General features: G+C 71.1%; 16 protein-coding genes, 1 tRNA gene and 2 pseudogenes. 9 read left to right on the top strand and 10 right to left on the bottom strand.

Going from position 1 to position 19977, the window contains the following annotated elements:
- Positions 1–494: 494 nt before the first annotated feature.
- A pseudogene (locus DV701_RS19345) lies at positions 495–797 on the top strand (nuclear transport factor 2 family protein); the annotation flags it as partial.
- Between the two features lie 46 nt (positions 798–843).
- On the opposite strand, the gene DV701_RS07245 reads toward DV701_RS19345, so the two are convergent.
- The 5 genes and pseudogenes from DV701_RS07245 to orn form a co-directional block, all read right to left on the bottom strand.
- Entirely contained in the window at positions 844–1512 is a 669-nt protein-coding gene (locus DV701_RS07245) for a TMEM175 family protein (protein ID WP_228255269.1), read from the bottom strand.
- A 45-nt stretch (positions 1513–1557) separates the two neighbouring features.
- Positions 1558–2502: pseudogene (locus DV701_RS07240) on the bottom strand (DUF5996 family protein).
- On the bottom strand, positions 2499–3356 hold the full coding sequence (locus tag DV701_RS07235; protein ID WP_114927713.1) for an NmrA/HSCARG family protein: 858 nt from the start codon (positions 3354–3356) through the stop codon (positions 2499–2501). Before DV701_RS07235 ends, DV701_RS07240 begins: the two are co-directional and overlap by 4 nt.
- Positions 3357–3453: 97 nt before the next feature.
- Entirely contained in the window at positions 3454–4161 is a 708-nt protein-coding gene (locus DV701_RS07230) for a phosphatase PAP2 family protein (RefSeq protein WP_114927712.1), read from the bottom strand.
- 51 nt (positions 4162–4212) lie between these two features.
- On the bottom strand, positions 4213–4836 hold the full coding sequence (gene orn, locus DV701_RS07225) for an oligoribonuclease (RefSeq protein WP_114927711.1): 624 nt from the start codon (positions 4834–4836) through the stop codon (positions 4213–4215).
- Positions 4837–4862: 26 nt separating this feature from the next.
- On the opposite strand from orn, the gene DV701_RS07220 reads away from it, so the two are divergent.
- Complete coding sequence (locus DV701_RS07220; protein ID WP_114927710.1) at positions 4863–6110, top strand: PrsW family intramembrane metalloprotease; 1248 nt, start codon at positions 4863–4865, stop codon at positions 6108–6110.
- A gap of 49 nt (positions 6111–6159) precedes the next feature.
- Here the strand turns inward: DV701_RS07220 and arr are convergent, their stop codons facing one another.
- From arr to DV701_RS07200, 4 genes are all read right to left on the bottom strand, one after another.
- Entirely contained in the window at positions 6160–6594 is a 435-nt protein-coding gene (arr, locus tag DV701_RS07215) for an NAD(+)--rifampin ADP-ribosyltransferase (protein ID WP_114927709.1), read from the bottom strand.
- 52 nt (positions 6595–6646) lie between these two features.
- Complete coding sequence (locus DV701_RS07210; protein ID WP_114927708.1) at positions 6647–7318, bottom strand: metal-dependent transcriptional regulator; 672 nt, start codon at positions 7316–7318, stop codon at positions 6647–6649.
- Positions 7319–7344: 26 nt separating this feature from the next.
- Positions 7345–8406, bottom strand: a complete 1062-nt coding sequence (locus DV701_RS07205; RefSeq protein WP_114927707.1) for an Nramp family divalent metal transporter — start codon at positions 8404–8406, stop codon at positions 7345–7347.
- Positions 8372–9654, bottom strand: a protein-coding gene (locus DV701_RS07200; RefSeq protein WP_114930887.1) for an IS3 family transposase whose coding sequence is annotated in 2 segments (ribosomal slippage) — positions 8372–9381 and positions 9381–9654 — 1284 coding nt in all. Because the reading frame shifts where the segments join, the coding sequence is not laid out codon by codon here. The genes DV701_RS07205 and DV701_RS07200 overlap by 35 nt, the downstream gene beginning before the upstream one ends.
- Positions 9655–11432: 1778 nt before the next feature.
- On the opposite strand from DV701_RS07200, the gene DV701_RS07190 reads away from it, so the two are divergent.
- Positions 11433–11975, top strand: a complete 543-nt coding sequence (locus tag DV701_RS07190; protein WP_162802861.1) for a hypothetical protein — start codon at positions 11433–11435, stop codon at positions 11973–11975.
- 422 nt (positions 11976–12397) lie between these two features.
- Here the strand turns inward: DV701_RS07190 and DV701_RS07185 are convergent.
- Positions 12398–12470 (bottom strand) — tRNA-Arg (locus DV701_RS07185).
- A gap of 45 nt (positions 12471–12515) precedes the next feature.
- Here DV701_RS07185 and tyrA point away from each other — a divergent pair.
- The 6 genes from tyrA to ettA all read left to right on the top strand — a co-directional run bounded on the left by tyrA (position 12516) and on the right by ettA (position 19973).
- Complete coding sequence (gene tyrA, locus DV701_RS07180; RefSeq protein ID WP_114927704.1) at positions 12516–13637, top strand: bifunctional chorismate mutase/prephenate dehydrogenase; 1122 nt, start codon at positions 12516–12518, stop codon at positions 13635–13637.
- Positions 13638–13707: 70 nt separating this feature from the next.
- Positions 13708–15408, top strand: a complete 1701-nt coding sequence (locus DV701_RS07175) for a dynamin family protein (RefSeq protein WP_114927703.1) — start codon at positions 13708–13710, stop codon at positions 15406–15408.
- Positions 15405–17039 (top strand): YfjP family GTPase, encoded by a 1635-nt coding sequence (locus tag DV701_RS07170; RefSeq protein WP_114927702.1) that lies wholly within the window; start codon positions 15405–15407, stop codon positions 17037–17039. The genes DV701_RS07175 and DV701_RS07170 overlap by 4 nt, the downstream gene beginning before the upstream one ends.
- Positions 17040–17144: 105 nt before the next feature.
- Positions 17145–17438 carry a ubiquitin carboxyl-terminal hydrolase 14 gene (locus DV701_RS07165; RefSeq protein ID WP_114927701.1) on the top strand — a complete coding sequence of 98 codons (294 nt, stop codon included), beginning with the start codon at positions 17145–17147 and terminating at the stop codon, positions 17436–17438.
- A 160-nt stretch (positions 17439–17598) separates the two neighbouring features.
- The gene (locus DV701_RS07160) at positions 17599–18162 is read left to right on the top strand and encodes a single-stranded DNA-binding protein (protein ID WP_114927700.1); all 564 of its coding nucleotides are present in this window, start codon (positions 17599–17601) and stop codon (positions 18160–18162) included.
- Between the two features lie 128 nt (positions 18163–18290).
- The gene (gene ettA / locus DV701_RS07155; protein WP_114927699.1) at positions 18291–19973 is read left to right on the top strand and encodes an energy-dependent translational throttle protein EttA; all 1683 of its coding nucleotides are present in this window, start codon (positions 18291–18293) and stop codon (positions 19971–19973) included.
- Positions 19974–19977: the final 4 nt, after the last annotated feature.

The raw sequence follows: 19977 nt of genomic DNA, 5'->3' as shown, positions 1-19977 counted from the left end.
GCGCCCGCCGGGTGCACGCGGTCCTCACCCGCAGCGACGACCCGCGGGTCGGAAGCGCCGGGCTCGACCTGGTCCGCGACATCATGCGCCAGGAAGGCCTGGTCGCCGCGCCACCACGACGCTGGACCTCGGCCCGGCACGCCAGTCGGGAGTCGTCGGGCAGCGTGGCGAACTGTCACACTGCTGACACGGACCGCGTAGTGGCTGCAGCGTCGCAGGTCAGCGAGATTCAGGTGAGATTCCCGTCACTCACCCGTAGAGGAATGACGTGATCCACGTCACAGCAGGTCAGGCCCCCGATTCCGCGCAACGGTGCGGAATCCGGGGTCTTTCCGCCTACGGGCCGCAGCGCCTACGCGGTTCGAGGCGCGACTCCGGCTGACCGGTCTCAGCACGCGACGGCCCCCGAGGTCTTGCGACGAGATCGTCACTGCGGTGGAATCTGTCTCACGGCAAGCCCGGTCTCGGGTCGGCCAGACGGAAGGGGACTGCTCATGTCGGAGGAACTGCGGCGCCGCTCGACGAAGGAGGTCTTCGAGGACCACCTTCGGCTCGCCGGCGAGCACCGCTTCGAGGACGACATCGCGCGCAACGTCTCACCGGACTGTGTCGTGCTCGAGCGACGAGGAGTGTTCCGTGGACGCGAGGGGGTGCGCGAGCTGGCCCGACTGCTGTCGGAGGAACTCCCGAACGCGCCGTACACCTACACCAACGTGCTGTGCGACGGGAAGGTCGCATTTCTCGAGTGGACCGCCGAGAGCGACCACGCCCGCGTCGGCCGGTCAGGACGTGGAGCGCACTGCGCCGGACGTAGCGTCGTCGGCGAGCACGTCACCACGGCGGTCACGCGGCGCCTGCCCGCGCCCGCGGCCACCGGGAGAGGCCGTGGCTGGTCAGGAAGTAGAAGACCGGAAGGGCCAGCAGCACCACGAGCGGCACCGCGACGGGGGTCAGGAATCCCAGCACGCCCGCTGCGGCATAGCCCACCACGCCGGTCCATGCACGCAGCCTCTCCCGGGCGAAGAACGAGGAGTCCACGCCCACCAGGAGATGCGAGTGACGGTTGAGGTAGGAGAAGATCAGCAGCCACGAGGCGCACATCAACCCTGCGACCAGGGCGTAGAGCGCGACGGCCACACTGATGTTGCGCGGGTCGCCGTCCTGCGTCGCGGTCGCGAGCACGGAGGTGGGGAAGGGCAGGACCACCGTGGTGAGCAACAGGGTGAGGTTGGTCAGGTTGAGGCCCTTGTCGACCCGTTGGACACGGTTGAACAGGGCATGGTGGTTGAGCCAGATGACACCGACGTAGAGGAACGAGGTCAGGTAGCCCAGGTATGCCGGCCACTGCGCCAGAAGGTCCCTCAGCAGGCCGGACGGCTCGGAGTCGGGCGCGCGCAGGTCCAGGACCAGCAGCGTGATGACGATCGCGAACACGCCGTCGCTGAAGGCCTCGACGCGTCCGGTCTCGGCCAGTCGCGCCGGGTCCATGAAGTCAGCTGGTCCTGCATCCATCACTGTCCGCTTCCGCTCCAGGACTGTGGGGGAGATGTTGCCGCGTCAGCGGAGGTGGTCCAGGCGGGACGGATCGTCCTCCAGCGACTCCCTGTCCCACCCGCCCAGATCGGCGGCGGCCTCGTAGGTGGACTGCAAGAACTCCAGCAGCGTCCGGTCGGGGTCGGGCGCGGTGCGCACCACCTCGTACGGCAGGAGGAACTGACCGAACTCCTGGCTGAAGAAGGCTCCCTCGGGGCCGACGGGGTGATCGGCGAAACCGTCCGGGCCCGGGTAGGCGTAGGAGTAGAACGCACCCTCCTCCCCGCCCCCTGGCCAGAACCCGCAGCTGCTCAGCTCGTGGGAGTAGCCCTCCTCCATCACCCAGTCAGCACAGTTGGGGGCGCCACCGGGGTGCGTGGGCGCCGTCCCGCCGGAGAAGCGGGTGCAGGCCAGGTCCATGGCGCCCCAGAAGAAGTGCACCGGGCTGACCTTGCCGAGGAAGTGCGCCCGGAACTGGTGGAGCACACGGTCGGCCTGGACCAGCTGCCGCCAGAACAGGTGCGCGGCCTCGGCGTCGTAGGAGGCGTGCTCGTAGTCCTCGGCGAACGGGATGGCCGGGTCGACCTCGTTGGGTCCCGACTGGATCTGTGTCTGCAGGCCCAGCTCCTCAAGCGCCTTCATGACCTCGGCGTGGAACACCGCCACCGGCTAGGGCGCCAGTGCGACCGTCCGGGTCCGACCGTCGTCGAGGCGGATGCGCAGCTGGTGGTCGACGAAGTCGAACTCGATGTCGAAGGCACGTGCGCCGTACGGGATCGTCGATGTCGTCAGTCCGCGCGGGCTGACGTACAGCGTCACCTGCCGCCAGTGATTGACCAGTGGTGCGTGGGCCAGCCGGATCTTGCCCACGATCTGGGTCCACATGTGCAAGGTGTCGCGGGTCGCGGTCCAGTCCTCCACCCGCAGGCTCGGCCACACCTGCTCGGTCTGCGTGGTCTGTCCAGTCATGATTCGTCTTCCATGCTCATCGACGCCCAGTCGGCGAACGAGGTCCAGGATAGGTCGGGGTGGGCGCCGTGCAGCGCGGGCAGGTCGACGCGGTAGCCCTTGTCCGCCAGGAACCGCCACATGGCGTGCATGTCCGGGTCGTCGATCGAGCTCAGCGGTATCTCCTCGTGCCGCACCTGTCGGCCGAGCGCCGACCCCAGGGCGGTCGCCATCCGGGCCGGAGTGGGATCGTCGCTGGCCAGCTCGATGCGCCGCCCCGCGAACGCCTCCGGCGAGAGCAGCACCGCAGCGGCGAACCGGCCCAGGTCGCGGCGGGCGAGCTGCTGCAGCGGGCGGTCCGCGGGCAGCGGAAGCTCCAGGACCCCTTCGAGGATCTGCCTCTTCCCACCCAGCGCGTTGTCGAAGAAGTAGACGGGACCCAGGATGGTGTGCGGCACCTGCCCCGCCACGAGCTCGCGCTCGATGACGGCCTTGCTCTCGAAGTGCGGCACGCCGCTGTCCTCGTCGGCACCCGCCACCGAGCTCAGCACCAGGTGCGGCACGCGAGCGTCCCCTGCCGCTCCCAGGATCGCACGTCCCTGGGCGACCTCCGCCTCCGCGCCCGCCTCGAACGGGGTCGTCACGGCGAAGACGTTGGCGACGCCACGCATGGCGGTGCTCAGCGAATCGCGGTCGTCGAGGGAGCCGGGAACCACCTCCACGCCCCTCGACCGCAGACGGCGCGCCGCGGGCGAGGCAGGGTCGCGGACCAGGGCCCGGACCGGGGACCGGTGGGTCAGGAGCGCGTCGACGACGGCTCCACCCTGGCCGCCGGTCGCGCCCAGCACCAGCACCGGGGGTCGCGTCTGCTGCACAGCAGTTCCTCTCCTGGCTCGCGGGATGGGTCACCCGACATTACCGTCAGGCGGAAAATGCGGTGTCCTACCGGTGCCAGGACCGGGTGCGCGCTCGCTAGCGCTCCGGGGAGCGGACCTGCAGCCACAGCCGGTGGGCGGAGATGACGCAGAGCGCCCAGGCCGCGCCCACCAGCCACCCGCCGAACACGTCGGTCAGCCAGTGCTGGCCCAGGTAGACCCGGCTCAGTCCGACGCCTGCGGCGAGCACCACCGCCCCGACGACCATGGCCGTGCGAAGGACCCGTCCGCGCACGGTCACCAGCACGAGGTAGCCGACGATGACGGCCAGGGCGGTGGCGTTGAGGGTGTGTCCGCTGGGGAAGGACGGGGACGTCTCGTAGGGCGGGAGGGCGAGCGCGGCCGGCGGACGGACGCGGCCCACGTAGCTCTTGCCCGAGACGGTGAGCAGCAGGGACCCGCCCATGGTGGCGCCGATCAGGGCCAGCGGGGTCCAGTCTCTGCGGCGCCACCACAGCAGCGCCAGGGCCAGGAGCGCGAGCAGCGGGGCACCGACCCTGCCCCCGAGCAGGGTCAGCGCCACCGCGAGGTTCGTCAGGGCGGGAGAGCGCAGCTCGACGGCCCGGTTCAGGACCGGGTGGTCGACCGCCGCGACCCCGTCCCCCTCGGTGACCGCCTCGTAGAGCTCGTGCCCCAGGTAGCTCAGCGCGATCACCAGGCCGAGCAGGACGGTGAGGGTGACGGCGAAGACGAGAGTCGCGCGCGTCCATCGAGAGGTCCCGCTCGGGGATGGTGGGACGGGCACCCGTGCAGTGTCCCACGTGGCCGGGCGCCGGGCCCACAGGGCAGGCGGCGCTCAGCCCTCGACGTGCGTGTGCCGGGCGGCGATCGCCTTGAGCGCGACGCTGTCCAGACCGGGGGGTGGCAGGAAGACCGCCTCGCGGTAGTAGCGCAGCTCGGCGATGCTGTCCAGGATGTCGCCGAGCGCCCGGTGACCGCCGGTCTTGGGCGGGGAGGCGAAGTAGGCGCGGGGATACCAGCGCCGGGCGAGCTCCTTGACCGAGGAGACGTCGATGATCCGGTAGTGCAGGTGCGCCTCGAGCTCGGGCATGTCGCGCGCCAGGAAGACGCGGTCCGTGCTCACCGTGTTGCCTCCCAGCGGAGCCCTGCGGCCCTCCGGGACGTGCTCGCGCACGTAGGCGAGCACCCGGGCCTGCGCGTCCTGCAGGGTGATGCCGGACTCCAGCTCGGGCAGCAGGCCGGAGCGGGTGTGCATCTCGCGGACGAAGTCGCCCATCTGCTCCAGCGCCTCCTGCGGCGGCCGGATCACCACGTCCACGCCCTCGCCCAGCACGTTGAGCTCGGCGTCGGTCACCAGGCAGGCCACCTCGACCAGGGCGTCGTCCTGCGTGTCCAGCCCCGTCATCTCGCAGTCGATCCACACGATCCGCTCGTCAGTCACGGACCCGAGCGTAGCCATCCCCGGTTCGCGATAGCCTCGCGGCCATGCCTCCGCCCGCCCCGACGCCCACGTCGCCCCCGCCAGCGGGACCGCCGCACCCGGACGGCTCGCCGCATACCCCCGGGCAGCAGGGGGACGCCTGGCAGCGCGTGATGGCCCTCCAGCCGCAGGCCCCCTCGCCCCGCAACGCCACCCGGCGCCCGCTCATCCGGCGGATCATCGTCACCAGCGCGGTCGTGACCGTCTTCGGGCTGGCGGCGCTGGTGATGGGCGGCCTCGTCTTCGACCTGCTGGGTCTGACCGCTGCGGGGCTGGCGCTCGTCAGCGCCTCGATCGCGATCGGGGTGGTCGTGCCCACCTTCCTGTGGGTGGACCGCCTGGAGCAGGAGCCCGGGCGGCTGCTGTGGTTCGCCTTCCTCTGGGGCGCGCTCATCTCCACCCTCCTGGCGCTGGTCCTCAACGAGCTCGGCGTCGCCTTCTTCGCCGGCCTGCACGCCGAGGACCCGCTCGTGCTCGGCGCGGTGGTCGTGGCACCGGTCGTGGAGGAAATGGCCAAGGGGCTGGGAGTGCTGCTGATCTTCTGGCGCGCGCGGCGGGAGTTCAACGGCGTGGCCGACGGGATCGTCTATGCCGGCATCGTGGCGGCCGGGTTCGCCTTCGTCGAGAACATCCTCTACCTGGGCAGCGCCTACGTGGAGATGGGCACCCCCGGCCTGGTCGGGCTGTTCGTCGTGCGCTGCCTGGTCAGTCCGTTCGCCCACCCGATGTTCACGGTCTGCACCGGGCTGGCGCTCGGCCTGGTCGCGCACCGGCGTCGTTGGTCCTCGGCATGGATCGTCCTCATCGGCCTGGCTGCGGCCATCTTCCTGCACGCGCTGTGGAACTACAGCGCGGTCGTGGCGGCCGACGCCTACCTGGAGATCTTCGTCGTCGTGCAGGTGCCGCTCTTCGTCGCCTTCCTCCTGCTGCTGCGCTGGGCCCGCCGCCGCGAGTCGCGGATCCTGCGCGACTCGCTCACCGGTTACGGCCTCGCCGGCTGGTACACCCCCGCCGAGGTCGCCATGCTGGCCGACCCGGGCGAGCGGCGCCGGGCCCGCCGGTGGGCGCGCGCCGCCGGCGGACGCCCCGCGCAGGCCGCGATGACCGCCTTCCAGGACGAGAGCGGCGAGCTGGCGATGGTGCGCCACCACCTCGAGCAGGAGGGGGGCGGCGACGTCGAGTGGCTGCGCCGCGAGCGGGTGCTGCTGGAGACGGTCACGGCCCACCGCCGGGTGTTCGTCCCGGGGGTATGACGTGGACCGCCCGGCCGGTGCCGGGCGCGGGCCACGCCGACTGCGCCGCTCAGTCCTCGATCGGCGCCCTGCCCTCGCGCTGCAGGGCGGCGAGCCCCTCTCGCATCGTCTGCACCTCCTCCGGACGGTGGCCGACCCAGCGGGTCAGCTCACCCACGACGCGCACCGGCTCGCGGGTCCGGAAGGACCGGGTCGGATTGCCCGGGAACTTCTTGTCCGTGACGTTGGGGTCGTCCTCGAAGTCGCCCGTCGGCTCGACGACGTAGATGCGGCCCCGGCCCTGACCGGCGGCCAGTTCCGCACCCCAGGTCGCCGCGTCCAGGGTCTGGGTGAAGTAGACGTGGTTCATGAGCCGACCCGCCTGGAAGTTCGATTCTCGGCCGGGCGTGAGCATCTCTCCGACAGCCAGGCTCGCCTTCGTGCCGTGTAGGTAGACACCCTCCTGGTAGACCTCGAAGGGCACCGGCTCGGTCGCCTCGTCCACGGGCCCGACACTAGCGGTCCCGACCCCCTGGTGGCTCGCACGACCAACCCGGTCAGGTCGTCGGTCCGGCGGGCACGACCCAGATCGCGCCGACCTCCTCCGCGGTCAGCCCCGTCGGGTGCCCACCTCCGCGGCCGGGTCGAACGACCCCACCGGCCGCCGCACGCAGGTGTGCGCCCGGGGCCACGCCCCGCCGGCTGAGCCGGACCAGCACTCCAGGATCGCTGTCGGAGACGCGGACGACGACGTACTCGCCCTGCGACACGTCCGCGAGGGGCGCCGCCCCCGGTGGTCGGTGCACCTTTCCCGTGGCGCTGGGTATGGGGTCTCCGTGCGGGTCTGCCTCGGGATGGCCGAGCAGGGCGGAGATGCGCTCGATCATGGTGTCGGAGACGGCGTGCTCGAGGCGCTCGGCCTCGTCGTGCACCTCCTCCCAGCGGTAGCCGAGGCTGGTGACCAGGAAGGTCTCCAGCAGACGGTGGCGGCGGACCATCGCGACGGCATACCGCTCGCCCAGGGTGGTCAGCGCCACCGGGCGGTACGGCGTGTACTCCACCAGCCCCTGGCTGGCCAGCCGCCTGAGGGTGTCGGTCACGTTGGGCGCGGTGGTGCCCATCCGGCGCGCGAGACCGGTCGTCGTGATGGCGGCTCCGGCCCACTCGGTCGCCGACCAGATGACCTTGAGGTAGTCCTGGGCGACAGGGGTGATCTCGCTCAGCTCCACGGCAACAAGGCTAGCCATGCCAGCGGTCAGCCGCCGCCGGCCGCGGTCAGGACGAGCAGCGCGAGGTTCAGTGCCACGATCAGCGCGACCACGACCCAGGCGACGACGCTGACGCAGGCGCGGTTGACGAACACCCCCATCACTGCCCGGTCGCCGGTCAGCCGGACCAGCGGGACCAGCGCGAACGGGATGCCGAGGCTGAGCAGCACCTGGGACAGCACGAGCGCCCAGGTCGGGTCGACGCCGGCGGCGATGACCACCAGTGCCGGGACCAGCGTGATGAGCCGGCGCGTGAAGACGCTGAGCCGCACGTGCAGCAGGCCACCCATGATCGCCGAGCCCGCGTAGCAGCCCACCGACGTGGACGCGAGCCCGGAGGCCAGCAGGCCGACGCCGAAGGCGATGCCCACACCAGGTCCCAGGGCCGCGACGATCGCGGCGTGGGCGCCCTCGATGCTGTCCGTCCCCGGCACGCCGGACAGGTTGCCCGCAGCGAGGAGCAGCATCGCGATGTTGACCGAACCGGCCACCAGCAAGGAGAGCAGCACGTCCCACCGGGTCGCGGTCAGCAGCTGCGGCAGCGCCGCACGGGCAGGTGGGAGACCGTGCCGGTCCCGAGCCAGGGCAGAGTGGGCGTAGATCGCGTGCGGCATCACCGTCGCCCCCAGCATGCTGGCCGCCAGCAGCACCGTCGGGGTGCCCTCCAGCCTGGGGAGCACGCCGGCCACCGCCTCGCCCCAGTCGACCGGGCCGAGGAACAGACCGGTCACGAACCCCACGGTGATGATGGCGAGCAGACCGCTCATGACGAACTCGAAGTGCCGCGGGCCGCGGTGCGTCTGCACCGCCAGCAGCAGCATCGAGACCACCCCGACGATCACCCCTCCGGCCAGCAGCGGGATGCCGAAGAGGATGTGCAGGGCGATCGCGCCGCCGATCACCTCCGCCAGGTCGGTCGCGGCAGCCACCACCTCGGCCTGCGCCCAGAAGGCCAGCCGGCGACCGCGCGGCAGCCGCTCGCCCAGCTGAAGCGCCCCAGGTTCTCTGCCGCTCTCATACGGGCTGCGGCTCGGGGTTGAGGGCAGCATAGTGGGCTTGCTCGTACTCGATCGGTGGGACGTTGCCCAGCGACCCGTGGAGCCGACGGGTGTTGTACCAGTCGACCCAGCCGGCGGTGGCGTACTCCACGTCGGCGAGGGTCTTGTAGGGCCCCGCGTGGAAGACCGTGGTGCGGATGCACTCGGCCTTGTAGAGCCCGTTGACCGTCTCCATGAGCGCGTTGTCGTACGCGTCGCCCACGGACCCGATCGAGGGCCGGATCTCCTCCAGCGCGAGATGCTCGGTGAGGCGGATCGAGGTGTACTGGCTGCCCGCATCACTGTGATGTATCAGCTGCCCGGGCACCCTGGGGTGGCCGTCCCGTTCTCGTTGCCAGATCGCCATCCGCAGCGGGATCATGACCAGGTCGGTGTGCTTGGTGCTGGCGGCGTGCCAGGCCACGATCCGCTGGGAGAACACGTCCAGGATGAACGCGACGTAGACGAACCCGGCCCACGTCCTGGCGTAGGTGAAGTCCGTGACCCACACGAGGTTCGGTGCGTTGGCGGTGAAGTCACGATTCAGCAGGTCACCGGCCCGGATGCCGTCCTTGGCCGGGATCGTGGTCCGGGTGCCCTTGTCGCGGCGCACCCCGACCAGCCCGAGGGTCCTCATGGCCCGGTCCACGGCCCCGGCAGACGCCGCGGGCATCGTCGTGCGGCGCACGTACGCGGTCATCTTCCGGCGCCCGTACAGGCCCTCCGGGGCCAACTTGCGGCGCCCGTGCGGCGTGGTGGTCCAGGCGATGTCACGCACCGCGTCCACAACCTGGGCGTCGGTCACCGTACGTGCCGCGATCGTTCGACCGGTCTGCTTCCAGGATCGGTAGGTCCGCGCGGCAACCTGGCAGCCCTGCTCACGCAGCACCACACAGACCGACTCGACCGCGTGGCCCTGGGCTCTCATGGTGTGGATGAATCCCATGATCATCGGTTGCGGGGGTCGAGCTCCCCGACGAAGAAAACCGTCGCGGCCTTCAGGATCGCGTTGTCCTCCTCCAACCGGCGGACCCTGGACTTCAAGGACTTGATCTGCTCCAGCTCCTCACTGGTCACACCGTCGCGGCCACCGGCATCGACCTGGGCCTGGATGACCCAGCGACGCACGGACTCCCTCCCGACACCCAGCTGCTTGGCCACCGCGGCCGAAGCGGCCGTCAACGACGGGTACTCGGACAGGTGCTCGGTGACCAGACGCACAGCGCGGGCCTTCAACTCTGGATCGATCTTCTTGGGCATGGTGCTCATCCTCCTGGACTCAAACAGGAGCGGCATCGAACCTGGGGCGCTTCACCGCCTTCGACCTGCTCCGCAAGCGCGCCCGCTCCAGCCGCCAACGACTCGCCGATGTCGCGTTGGCCATACTCAACGAATAGCCCCGACACCTCACTGGCTCTTCACAGTTGAGCGAGCAGGCCCGGCGCCCGCCCTGACGTGAGTTGCCCGTGACCTCGGTGAGCATGGTGGTGTCAAGACCGGCTGCTCGGGGCTGGAGGGAGTCGCGGTCCAGTCGAGGTGGGTGACGTCCTATCCTGCCTCGGAGAGCAACTGATCAGGCGGGTGCTGCGGCACTCGACGAGCAGGAGCCGCACGCTGTGGCGCGCAGGAGGGGCTGCCGCCCGCTGAAGGCGATGGCGGCGAACTCCAGGCTGGCCTGCGCGTCGTCGTCAAGCAGCTGGGCGTGGTCGTCGTCAAGCAGCTGGGCGTGGTCGGCGACGACACGGGACTTGGAAATGAGTTCAGTATGCCCAGCGCGCTGGTGCTGTCGGGTCGAGGGCCTCACCCTGGTGCTGTCCTGCCTGGGGCTTGATCGATGGTGCGCTCGGGGCGTCTGTGTCAGTTCCAGGGGCGTGCTGATGCCGATACCCAGCAAGAGTGAGCAGAAGGCTGCTAGGAGTGTCACAGAACTGGCGCGCGTCGCACAGGCCCCGCATCGTCGCAGGTCAGAGCATTCGTGGTGCGTTTAACGCCACCTCGAGGAGCGTCTTTCAGGCTGCGCGATACCACCTTGGGAGCGCCGAAAATCCGCACAACGACGCGGGTTTTCGGTCATGCGCAAGAGGTGTGGTGAACGTGATTGAAGAAACCAAAGTGCACGGTTCCGCCGGTCGTTCTGGCACACAGGTGGCTAACGAGCGCGTCGAAGAACCCAGCGGGCGACCTCCCGCTGACGGCGTGCCGCCAGTTCGACAGCGAGGGTGTCCACGCCTACGACGACAGGCGTTCCGCGCGGAGGCGGCGGATCCTGGCGGTGGGGCGGTGGGGCGGTGGGACGGTGGGACGGTGGGACGGTGGGACGGTGGGACGGTGGGACGGTGGGGCGGTGGGACGGTGGGGGGATGGGGCAGCGGCGGCAGCCAGGGATGCCGCCTCTGGCTCCATGCCAGTTCCCGCCACGGCAAGTGAGGCACAACGGCAACATCCTCGCCGGGGACTGACCACCAAACCGTGCTTCTGGCCTGACGCTCCGGCTCAGTTGGCGGGGGAGGTCAGAGGATGACCGGGAGATCTCAAGCATGGGCTCGAGGCCCAGGGAGGCGAAGAAGACGACCTCGTGCAGTGTGAACCGAGCGGTCCGCGGTCCGGGAACTGGTCAGGCTGCATCCGCGCCGCGAAGGGTGTTCCCGCTCCTGTCCTCCACGTTGCCCAGCGGTGACCGCACCCTGGCTCGGCGTCGGTGAGGTCGGTCGCTGCCGCCGGGTCCCCGGCCAGACCGGCGCCAACCAATGCGGCCATCGTGGTCACGGGACCCGAAACAACGAGTGAAGTCCTCGTCCACAGAGACTCCGACAGCCCTTTGGGGGCGTCGGGCGCGATGCGCGGTTTGGTTCGGCCAGTGATCCGGCAAAGACTGGGCACACAGAACAAGGGAGAACGTCGTGGAGATCAGTTGGACCCGCACCGCCGGATCTGCTTTGGGGGCCGTGTCCTCTGCGGTTCTCCTATCCACCTTGGGTGTCGCGGGGACACTGATCGGTGCGGCCCTGGGGAGTTTGATCATCACGATTGGTGGGGCGATGTACTCCAACACCCTGCAGGCGACCCAGGAGCGGGTCCGCAAGGCTGCGGGAGTCCGCGCCGGCAAACCCGGAACCCGCGTGCGAGGAAGTCGCGACCCTGACGCTGGCGATGCTGGCCCGTCGCAGGAGCAGGCGTCGCTGCCGGAGCCCGCAGAAGACGGCGCCTCCCCGAGCACCTCGTGGAGCGAACGGCTTCACGACCTGCCGTGGAAGCGCCTCACCGGGGCCACCGTCGCGGTCTTCGTGGTCGCGATGGGGTTGATCCTGGCCTTCGAACTGACGACGGGCCGCGCGGTGTCTTCGTACACCGGCGGCAGCAGCAAGAGCACTGGCACCTCCGTCCCGGGGTTCGACGGCCGTAGCGACACGAGCACTGATCTCGACCCGGAACAGCAGGATGAGCTGCCCCAGGACACGCAGCTCGAAGACGCGCCGCAGGAGCGGGACGAGGTGCCGCAGAACACACAGCAGGAGGAGCAAGCGCCCCGGGAGGTACTCCCGCCCGACCCGGCACCTCAGCCGGCGGAGCCCGAGGAGTAGCCCGCGCACGACCTACATCACCCAGCGCCGCTGCCTCGTGCCGCAGTCGGGCGACCGCGGCTGAGCCTGGTTGTGAAGAGTCGATTATCGTGCGGTTCGGCATCCGTGCGCGCCAAAGAACTCTCATCTTGAGCGGCTTCGTCCACCAAACGGGCCACGAACGTGTCAATGGCACGCAGCTACGCTGCCGAGAGCGGTCTGCGGCTCCTCTACTACTGGGTGGTCTCGGCCGACGCCGCCGCGATCGGCTTCGCCGAGCGGAGTCTGATTACGTCCGAAGGCGAAGCGTCGACCGGTCCGGGTCGCCGATGGCGCGAGCGAGAAGGAGCGGGCGGTGGCCATCTGGTCGCCAAGGACACCACGTCAAGTTGGCCCGTGACCCAACTGCGTCCGTGTCAAGGCGCTCACCAGCCCAAACAGGGCGCCCCCGGCGCGACTCGAACGCGCAACCTACGGATTAGAAGGCCGGTGCTCTATCCATTGAGCTACGGGGGCTGACCGGTCCGAGTGTAGGTGAGCGGCGCCGTAGGATCGGCTGCCATGACCGACCCGCTGGCCGCGCTGCGCGCACAGATCGACGACGTCGACGGACAGATCATCGAGCTGCTCGCCCGCCGCCTCGAGCTCGTCACCCAGGTGGGCGAGGTCAAGGGCCGCCACGGCCTGCCGATCTACGCCCCCGAGCGTGAGCGGGCGATGATCGCCGCCAAGCGCGCCGTCGCCCACGAGCGCGGGGTCCCCCCGGACCTCGTCGAGGACGTGCTGCGCCGGTGCATGCGCGAGGCGTACGGGCACGAGAAGAACATGGGCTTCACCCGCCAGGCCCCCCATCTCGGGCCGGTGGTCGTGGTCGGCGGGCGCGGACGGATGGGCTCGCTCTTCGGCCGGCTGCTGACGCTCTCGGGGTATGACGTGCGCGTCGTCGAGCGCGACGACACCCCCGCGCAGGTGGCGGACGCGGTGGCCGACGCGGGGCTGGTGCTCGTCTCGGTGCCGATCCACGAGACGGTCGCGGTGCTGCGCTCTCTCCCTCCGCTGCCGACCGACTGCCTGCTCGTGGACCTGACCTCGACCAAGCGGGAGGCGATGGCCGCGATGCTCGAGGTTCATCCCGGCCCGGTGCTGGGGCTGCACCCGATGTTCGGCCCCGACGTGGACTCGCTGGCCAAGCAGGTGGTCGCGGTGGTGCCGGGGCGCGACGCCGAGGCGTCCGCCTGGCTGGTGGAACAGATGCGGTTGTGGGGCGCGCGGCTGCACGAGGTCTCCGCCGAGGACCATGATCAGCTCATGGGCCTCATCCAGGCCCTGCGGCACTTCTCCACCTTCGTCTACGGCTGGCACCTGGCGCACGAGGACCACGACCTGTCCGAGCTGCTCGCGCTGTCCTCGCCGATCTACCGGCTCGAGCTGGTCATGGTCGGTCGGCTCTTCGCCCAGGACGCCGAGCTCTACTACGACATCATCACCGCCTCCCCGGACGTGGTGGCTCTGATCCAGCGCTACCTGACCCGCTACGCGCAGGCCTTCGAGCTGCTGCTGCGCGGGGACCGCGAGGAGTTCGTCGCCCGGTTCGCCGAGATCGGCGAGTGGTTCGGTCGCTCCGCCCAGGACTTCCTGGGGGAGTCCCGGGCGCTGCTGGCCCACGCCGACTCCGCCCGGTAGCACAGGAGCAGCCTGGCGTGCACCGGCGGTTCGTCTTGGTGGGTGCCCCCCGCTTTGGGACACTGGCCGGGTGACAGACAAGGACCACGCCGCGCTGCTGGCAGCCGTCGAACGGCTCAGGGAGGCCGCGGGCGGGGTCGACCTGCCGCTCGACCTGGACGGCGTGCAGGAGGCCCGCGGTTCGCGCACGGAGCTGGTCCAGCAGCTCGACGACTACGTGCTGCCCCGCCTGCGCTCCCTCGACGCACCCCTGCTCGCGGTGGTGGGGGGCTCCACCGGCGCGGGCAAGTCGACGCTGGTCAACTCGATCGTCGGCGAGGAGGTCAGCCGCCCCGGCGTCATCCGCCCAACCACGCGCGCCTCGGTCCTCGTGCACCACCAGGAGGACACCCGCTGGTTCACCGGCAAGCGGGTCCTGCCCGACCTGTCCCGGGTCGCCGGCGGCGAGGGTGCCGCGGACGACCCCGGCTCGGTGCGCCTGGTCACCAGCGACGCCCTGCCTGCGGGCCTCGCCCTGCTCGACGCCCCCGACATCGACTCCGTCGTGCGGGCCAACCGCTCGTTGTCCCGCCAGCTGCTGGCCGCCGCCGACCTCTGGCTCTTCGTCACCACCGCCGCGAGGTATGCCGACGCCGTCCCCTGGGACCTGCTGCGCGCCGCCTCCGAGCGGGGGACCTCGGTCGCGATCGTGCTCAACCGCGTGCCCCCGGAGGCCCTGCAGCAGGTCCGGGTGCACCTGGCCTCCCTGCTGCGCGACCAGGGGCTGGGCCAGTCGCCCATCTTCACCGTGCTCGAGGTAGACCTCGAGGACGGCCGCGTCCCGGCCGCGCACGTGCAGCGGCTGAGCGGCTGGCTGGACTCCCTCGCCAGCGACGCCCGCGCCCGCTCGGTGGTCATCCGCCGCACCCTGGCCGGCACGCTCCGCTCCCTGGAGGAGCGCGCCGACGGCGTCGCGGACGCCGGGGCCGCCCAGGTCGCCGCCCGGGAGGTGCTCGAGGAGGCGCCGCGCACGGCCTACCAGGACGCCCTGAAGGCGGTGGCCGAGGGGATGCAGGACGGCACGCTGCTGCGCGGCGAGGTGCTCGCCCGCTGGCAGGAGCTGGTCGGCACCGGTGAGTTCCTGCGCTCGGTCGAGGCCGGCGTCGGTCGGCTGCGCGACCGCATCGGCGCCTGGTTCAGCGGCAAGCAGGTCACCTCCGAGCCGCTCGGCGAAGCCCTGCAGACCGGCGCCGCGGCACTCATCACCTCGCACGGGCAGGTGGCATCGAGCACGGCGGCCCGCGCCTGGAAGCAGGCGCCCGGCGGCGCCGACATCGTGCGGGAGCAGCCTGGCCTGGCCAAGGCCTCGCCCGACCTGCCCGAGCGGGTCGAGCGGCTGATGCGCGACTGGCAGGGCGAGGTCCTGGAGCTCGTGCGCGACGAGGCGGGCTCGCGGCGTGCGACCGCGCGCTACCTGGCGTTCGGTGTCAACGGGCTGGCGGTGCTGCTGATGATCGTCGCCTTCAGCATGACCGGGGGGCTGCTCGGCACCGAGATCGCGATCGCCGGCGGTTCGGCGGTCCTCGCCCAGCGGCTGCTGGAGGCGATCTTCGGCGACCAGGCGGTGCGGTCCATGGCCACCAAGGCCAGGGAGGCACTGCTCGCGCACGTCGAGCGGCTCTACGACGACGAGAGGGCGCGGTTCGACCGCGTCCTGGAGGAGGTGCCGGTGCGCGAGCAGTCGGTCACGGCGCTGCGGCAGGCCGCGGGACAGGTGGAGGCGGCACGATGATCGGCCGACGCAGGAAGGACGCCCCGGCCGTGCCGCTGGCGGAGCGCGCCGAGCGGCTGCGCTCGGCGCTCGACGTCGGGGGCGAGGAGCTCGACCCCGACGCGGCCGAGCACGCCCGCGGCGTGGTGCAGCGGGTGCAGGAGCGGTGGGCGCTGAAGGGTGGGCGCACCGTGGTTGCGCTCGCCGGAGCGACGGGTTCGGGCAAGTCGAGCGTCTTCAACGCGCTCGCCGGGGCGGACGTCGCGATGATCAGCCCGCGCCGGCCGACGACGGCGGAGGCCTCCGCGGCGGTCTGGGGCGAGGAGCCGGCGGGCGAGCTGCTCGACTGGCTCGGCGTCCACGAGCGTTACCACGTCGAGGACGGCGAGGCGCAGCTCGACGGGCTGGTGCTCGTCGACCTGCCCGACTTCGACTCCCGCGAGGTGCGCCACCGCGTCGAGGCCGACCGGATCCTGGAGCGGGCCGACGTCTTCGTCTGGGTGGCCGACCCGCAGAAGTACGCCGACGCGCGACTGCACGACGACTACCTGCAGCCGTTGCGGCACCACGAGACCGTGATGCTCGTCGTGCTCAACCAGATCGACCGCCTCCGCGAGCGCGACGACGTGGAGCGGGTGCGCGAGGACCTGCGCCGGCTCGTGCAGAGCGACGGGGCCGGCGACCACGAGGTCATCGCCACCTCTGCGCGCACCGGCGAGGGCATCGACGTGCTGCGCTCGCGGATCGCCGCGGTCGTCGGCGCCCGCAACGCGGCCGAGGCGCGCCTGGTCGGCGACGTGCGCACCAGCGCCGAGAGCGTGGGCCAGAGCGTGGGGCAGAGCACTCCCCAGCTGGCCGACTCGGCCGACCAGCGCCTGCACACCGCGCTGAAGGCGGCCTCCGGGGTGCCGGTCGTCCTGGACGCGGTGGAGCGCGACTACGTGCGTCAGGCCAACGCCCGCGCTGGCTGGCCGTTCACCCGGTGGGTCGCCTCGCTGCGCCCCGACCCGCTCAAGCGGCTGCGGCTGGGCGACGACTCGCCCGGGCCTGCCGGCATCGCCCCCTCCGACGTGCGGGCCGTCCTGGGTCGCTCCTCGCTGCCGTCGCCCACCCCCGCGGCGCGGGCCAACGTCCAGCTCGCCACCCGGCAGGTCGCCGAGGACGCCGGCGCGCAGCTGCCGGTGCGCTGGCAGGAGGCGCTGCTGGAGGCCGCCGGCCCCACGGGCGAGGACCTGGCCGACTCCCTCGACCAGGCGATCGTCGCCACACCCCTGCGCGCCCGTTCCCCCGTGTGGTGGTCGGTGCTCGGCATCCTGCAGATCGTGCTCGCGCTGGCCGCCGCGGCGGGGCTGCTGTGGCTGGTGCTCGTCGCCGCCCTCGGCTGGGCCGGCATGCCGGTCGACACGCCTTTCTGGGGACCGGTGCCTGTCCCGCTCGCCCTCCTCGTCGGCGGCCTGCTCGGCGGGCTGCTGCTGGCGCTGCTGGCCCGGCTGCTCGCCCAGGTCGGAGCTCGCCGTCGACGCCGCAACGTCGAGGAGCGGCTGGACGAAGCGGTCGAGGAGGTCGCCTACCAGCGCGTCCACCGGCCGGTCCTCACCGTGCTCGAGCGCCACGAGAAGACACGCGAGCTGCTCGAGCGCGCCGCGTCGTGAGGCGCAGCCCGGGGAGGCGTGTCGGTCTCGCCCGTGCCGCCCATCGGCCGCGCCGCCTCCCTGCGGCCGGGTAGCCTGCCTGCTACCCGACCACGAGGAGCCACGATGGCCATCGGCTGCACCCACCTGGACCAGGTGAAGGACGTCCGCCCGTCGGCGCAGGGCTGCGAGGACTGCCTGCGCACGGGCGACCGCTGGGTCCACCTGCGCATCTGTATGACGTGCGGTCACGTCGGCTGCTGCGACAGCTCGCCCAACCGGCACGCCACCGCACACTTCCACGCGACCACGCACCCGCTGGTCCGGTCCTTCGAGCCCGGCGAGGACTGGTGGTGGTGCTACGCCGACGAGCTGGCCTTCGAGGTGCCCGACGCGCCGAAGGCGCCGTCCCACGCCTGAGCGGCGGTAGGTCGCGCGCCCCCGGCCGTGCACATCCTGACCGGCGTGCCCTCCGTCGTCCACAGGCTCGCATCCGCACCTTCCCCCGGCAGCTCCTGGAGCGACAGGCTGGAGCGCACACGACCCGTCGCCGACGGGTGCGACCAAGGAGGGGAAGCACATGCTCAACGACATCAGGATGACCGTCTCCGGCAACGTCACCCGCGAGCCCGAGGTGAAGTACCGCCGGTCTGACGGCCGACCGTTCGCGGTGGTGCCGATCGCGGTGAACGAGCGCCGCTTCGACCCGGCCACCCAGCAGTACGTCCAGGCCGGCGTCACCTACTACGACATCATCTGCCCGGGTTCGCTGGGGGCCAACGCGCTGCACTCGCTCGCGATCGGCACCCCGGTGGTCGCGCACGGCCGCTTCAGCGTGCACGAGTGGACGAGCGAGACCGCGCGCGGCGCCCGCCCGCAGGTGCGCGCCGACAGCATCGGTGTCGACCTGACCTGGGGGACCACGAGCTACACCAAGGGCAGCCGCGGCTACCCCGAGCTCGAGGACGAGTACGGGACCGCGACGCCCCCGCAGTCCGAGGGCGGCCCGGCCGACCGTGGCCCGTCGCCGGACTTCATCGACGAGGACGACGACCTGCCCGCCGGCCTCACGGTCGACGCGAACGGGGAGGTCCACGGCGAGGCCCACGAGGAGGTCGAGGAGGAGCCGAGCCGGGCCGCCTGACGCCGGGACCGGGACCGGGACCGAGACCCCGGACGTCCGCTCGCGGGCGGTGTCCCGCCGCATGAGGCCGACCTGGGAGGAGGTCGGGCGATTCGGAGGGGCACCGCCTGCCGGATACCCTGGGAGCCATGGCCGAATTCATCTACACCATGACGCGTGCCCGCAAGGCGGTCGGCGACAAGCTGATCCTCGATGACGTCACGATGTCCTTCTACCCCGGCGCCAAGATCGGTGTCGTGGGCCCCAACGGCGCCGGCAAGTCGACCATCCTGAAGATCATGGCAGGGATGGACCAGCCCTCCAACGGCGAGGCCCGGCTCAGCCCGGGCTACTCGGTGGGGATCCTGCTGCAGGAGCCCCCGCTGAACGAGGACAAGACGGTCCTGGGCAACGTGGAGGAGGGCCTGGGTGACATCAAGGCCAAGGTGGACCGGTTCAACGAGATCGGCGACCTGATGGCGGATCCGGACGCCGACTTCGAGGCACTGATGGCCGAGATGGGCCAGCTCCAGGAGGAGATCGACCACGCCGACGCGTGGGACCTGGACGCCCAGCTGGAGCAGGCGATGGACGCCCTGCGCTGCCCGCCGCCGGACGCCGACGTCACCGTCCTCTCCGGCGGTGAGCGCCGCCGCGTCGCGCTGTGCAAGCTGCTGCTGTCCAAGCCCGACCTGCTGCTCCTCGACGAGCCCACCAACCACCTGGACGCCGAGTCCGTGCAGTGGCTCGAGGCGCACCTGGCCGCCTACCACGGCGCCGTCCTGGCCGTCACCCACGACCGGTACTTCCTGGACAACGTGGCGCAGTGGATCGCCGAGGTCGACCGCGGCCGCCTCTACCCCTACGAGGGCAACTACTCCACCTACCTGGAGAAGAAGCGCGAGCGTCTCGAGGTCGCCGGCAAGAAGGACGCCAAGCTGGCCAAGCGGCTGGAGAAGGAGCTGGAGTGGGTCCGCTCCAACGCCAAGGCCAAGCAGACCAAGAACAAGGCCCGACTGTCCCGCTACGAGGAGATGGCCGCCGAGGCCGAGCGCACCCGCAAGCTCGACTTCGAGGAGATCCAGATCCCGCCGGGTCCCCGCCTGGGTTCGCAGGTCATCGAGGTCAAGGACCTCAAGAAGGGCTTCGGCGAGCGCGTCCTCATCGACGGGCTGTCCTTCACCCTGCCCCGCAACGGGATCGTGGGCGTCATCGGCCCCAACGGGGTGGGCAAGACCACGCTGTTCAAGACGATCGTCGGCCTCGAGGAGCCTGACTCCGGCACCGTGAAGGTCGGCGACACGGTCAAGATCAGCTACGTCGACCAGAACCGGGCCAACATCGACCCGGAGAAGTCTCTGTGGGAGGTCGTCTCCGACGGCAACGACTTCATCCAGGTCGGCAACGTCGAGATCCCCAGCCGCGCCTACGTCAGCCAGTTCGGTTTCAAGGGCCCCGACCAGCAGAAGAAGGCCGGCGTCCTCTCCGGCGGCGAGCGCAACCGTCTGAACCTGGCGCTGACGCTCAAGGAGGGCGGCAACCTGCTGCTCCTGGACGAGCCGACCAACGACCTCGACGTGGAGACCCTCGGCTCCCTGGAGAACGCGCTGGACTCCTTCCCCGGCTGCGCGGTGGTCATCAGCCACGACCGGTGGTTCCTGGACCGCGTCGCCACCCACATCCTGGCCTGGGAGGGCACCGACGCCGACCCCGCCACCTGGTACTGGTTCGAGGGCAACTTCGGCGCCTACGAGGAGAACAAGGTCGAGCGGCTCGGCCCCGAGGCGGCCCGTCCGCACCGGGTCACCTACCGCCGGCTCACCCGCGACTGACCCG

The organism is Ornithinimicrobium avium (genome assembly GCF_003351765.1).
GTDB lineage: Bacteria > Actinomycetota > Actinomycetes > Actinomycetales > Dermatophilaceae > Ornithinicoccus > Ornithinicoccus avius.
Note: the sequence above shows the minus strand (reverse complement) of the source record. Positions and strands in the feature narration are given on the sequence as shown.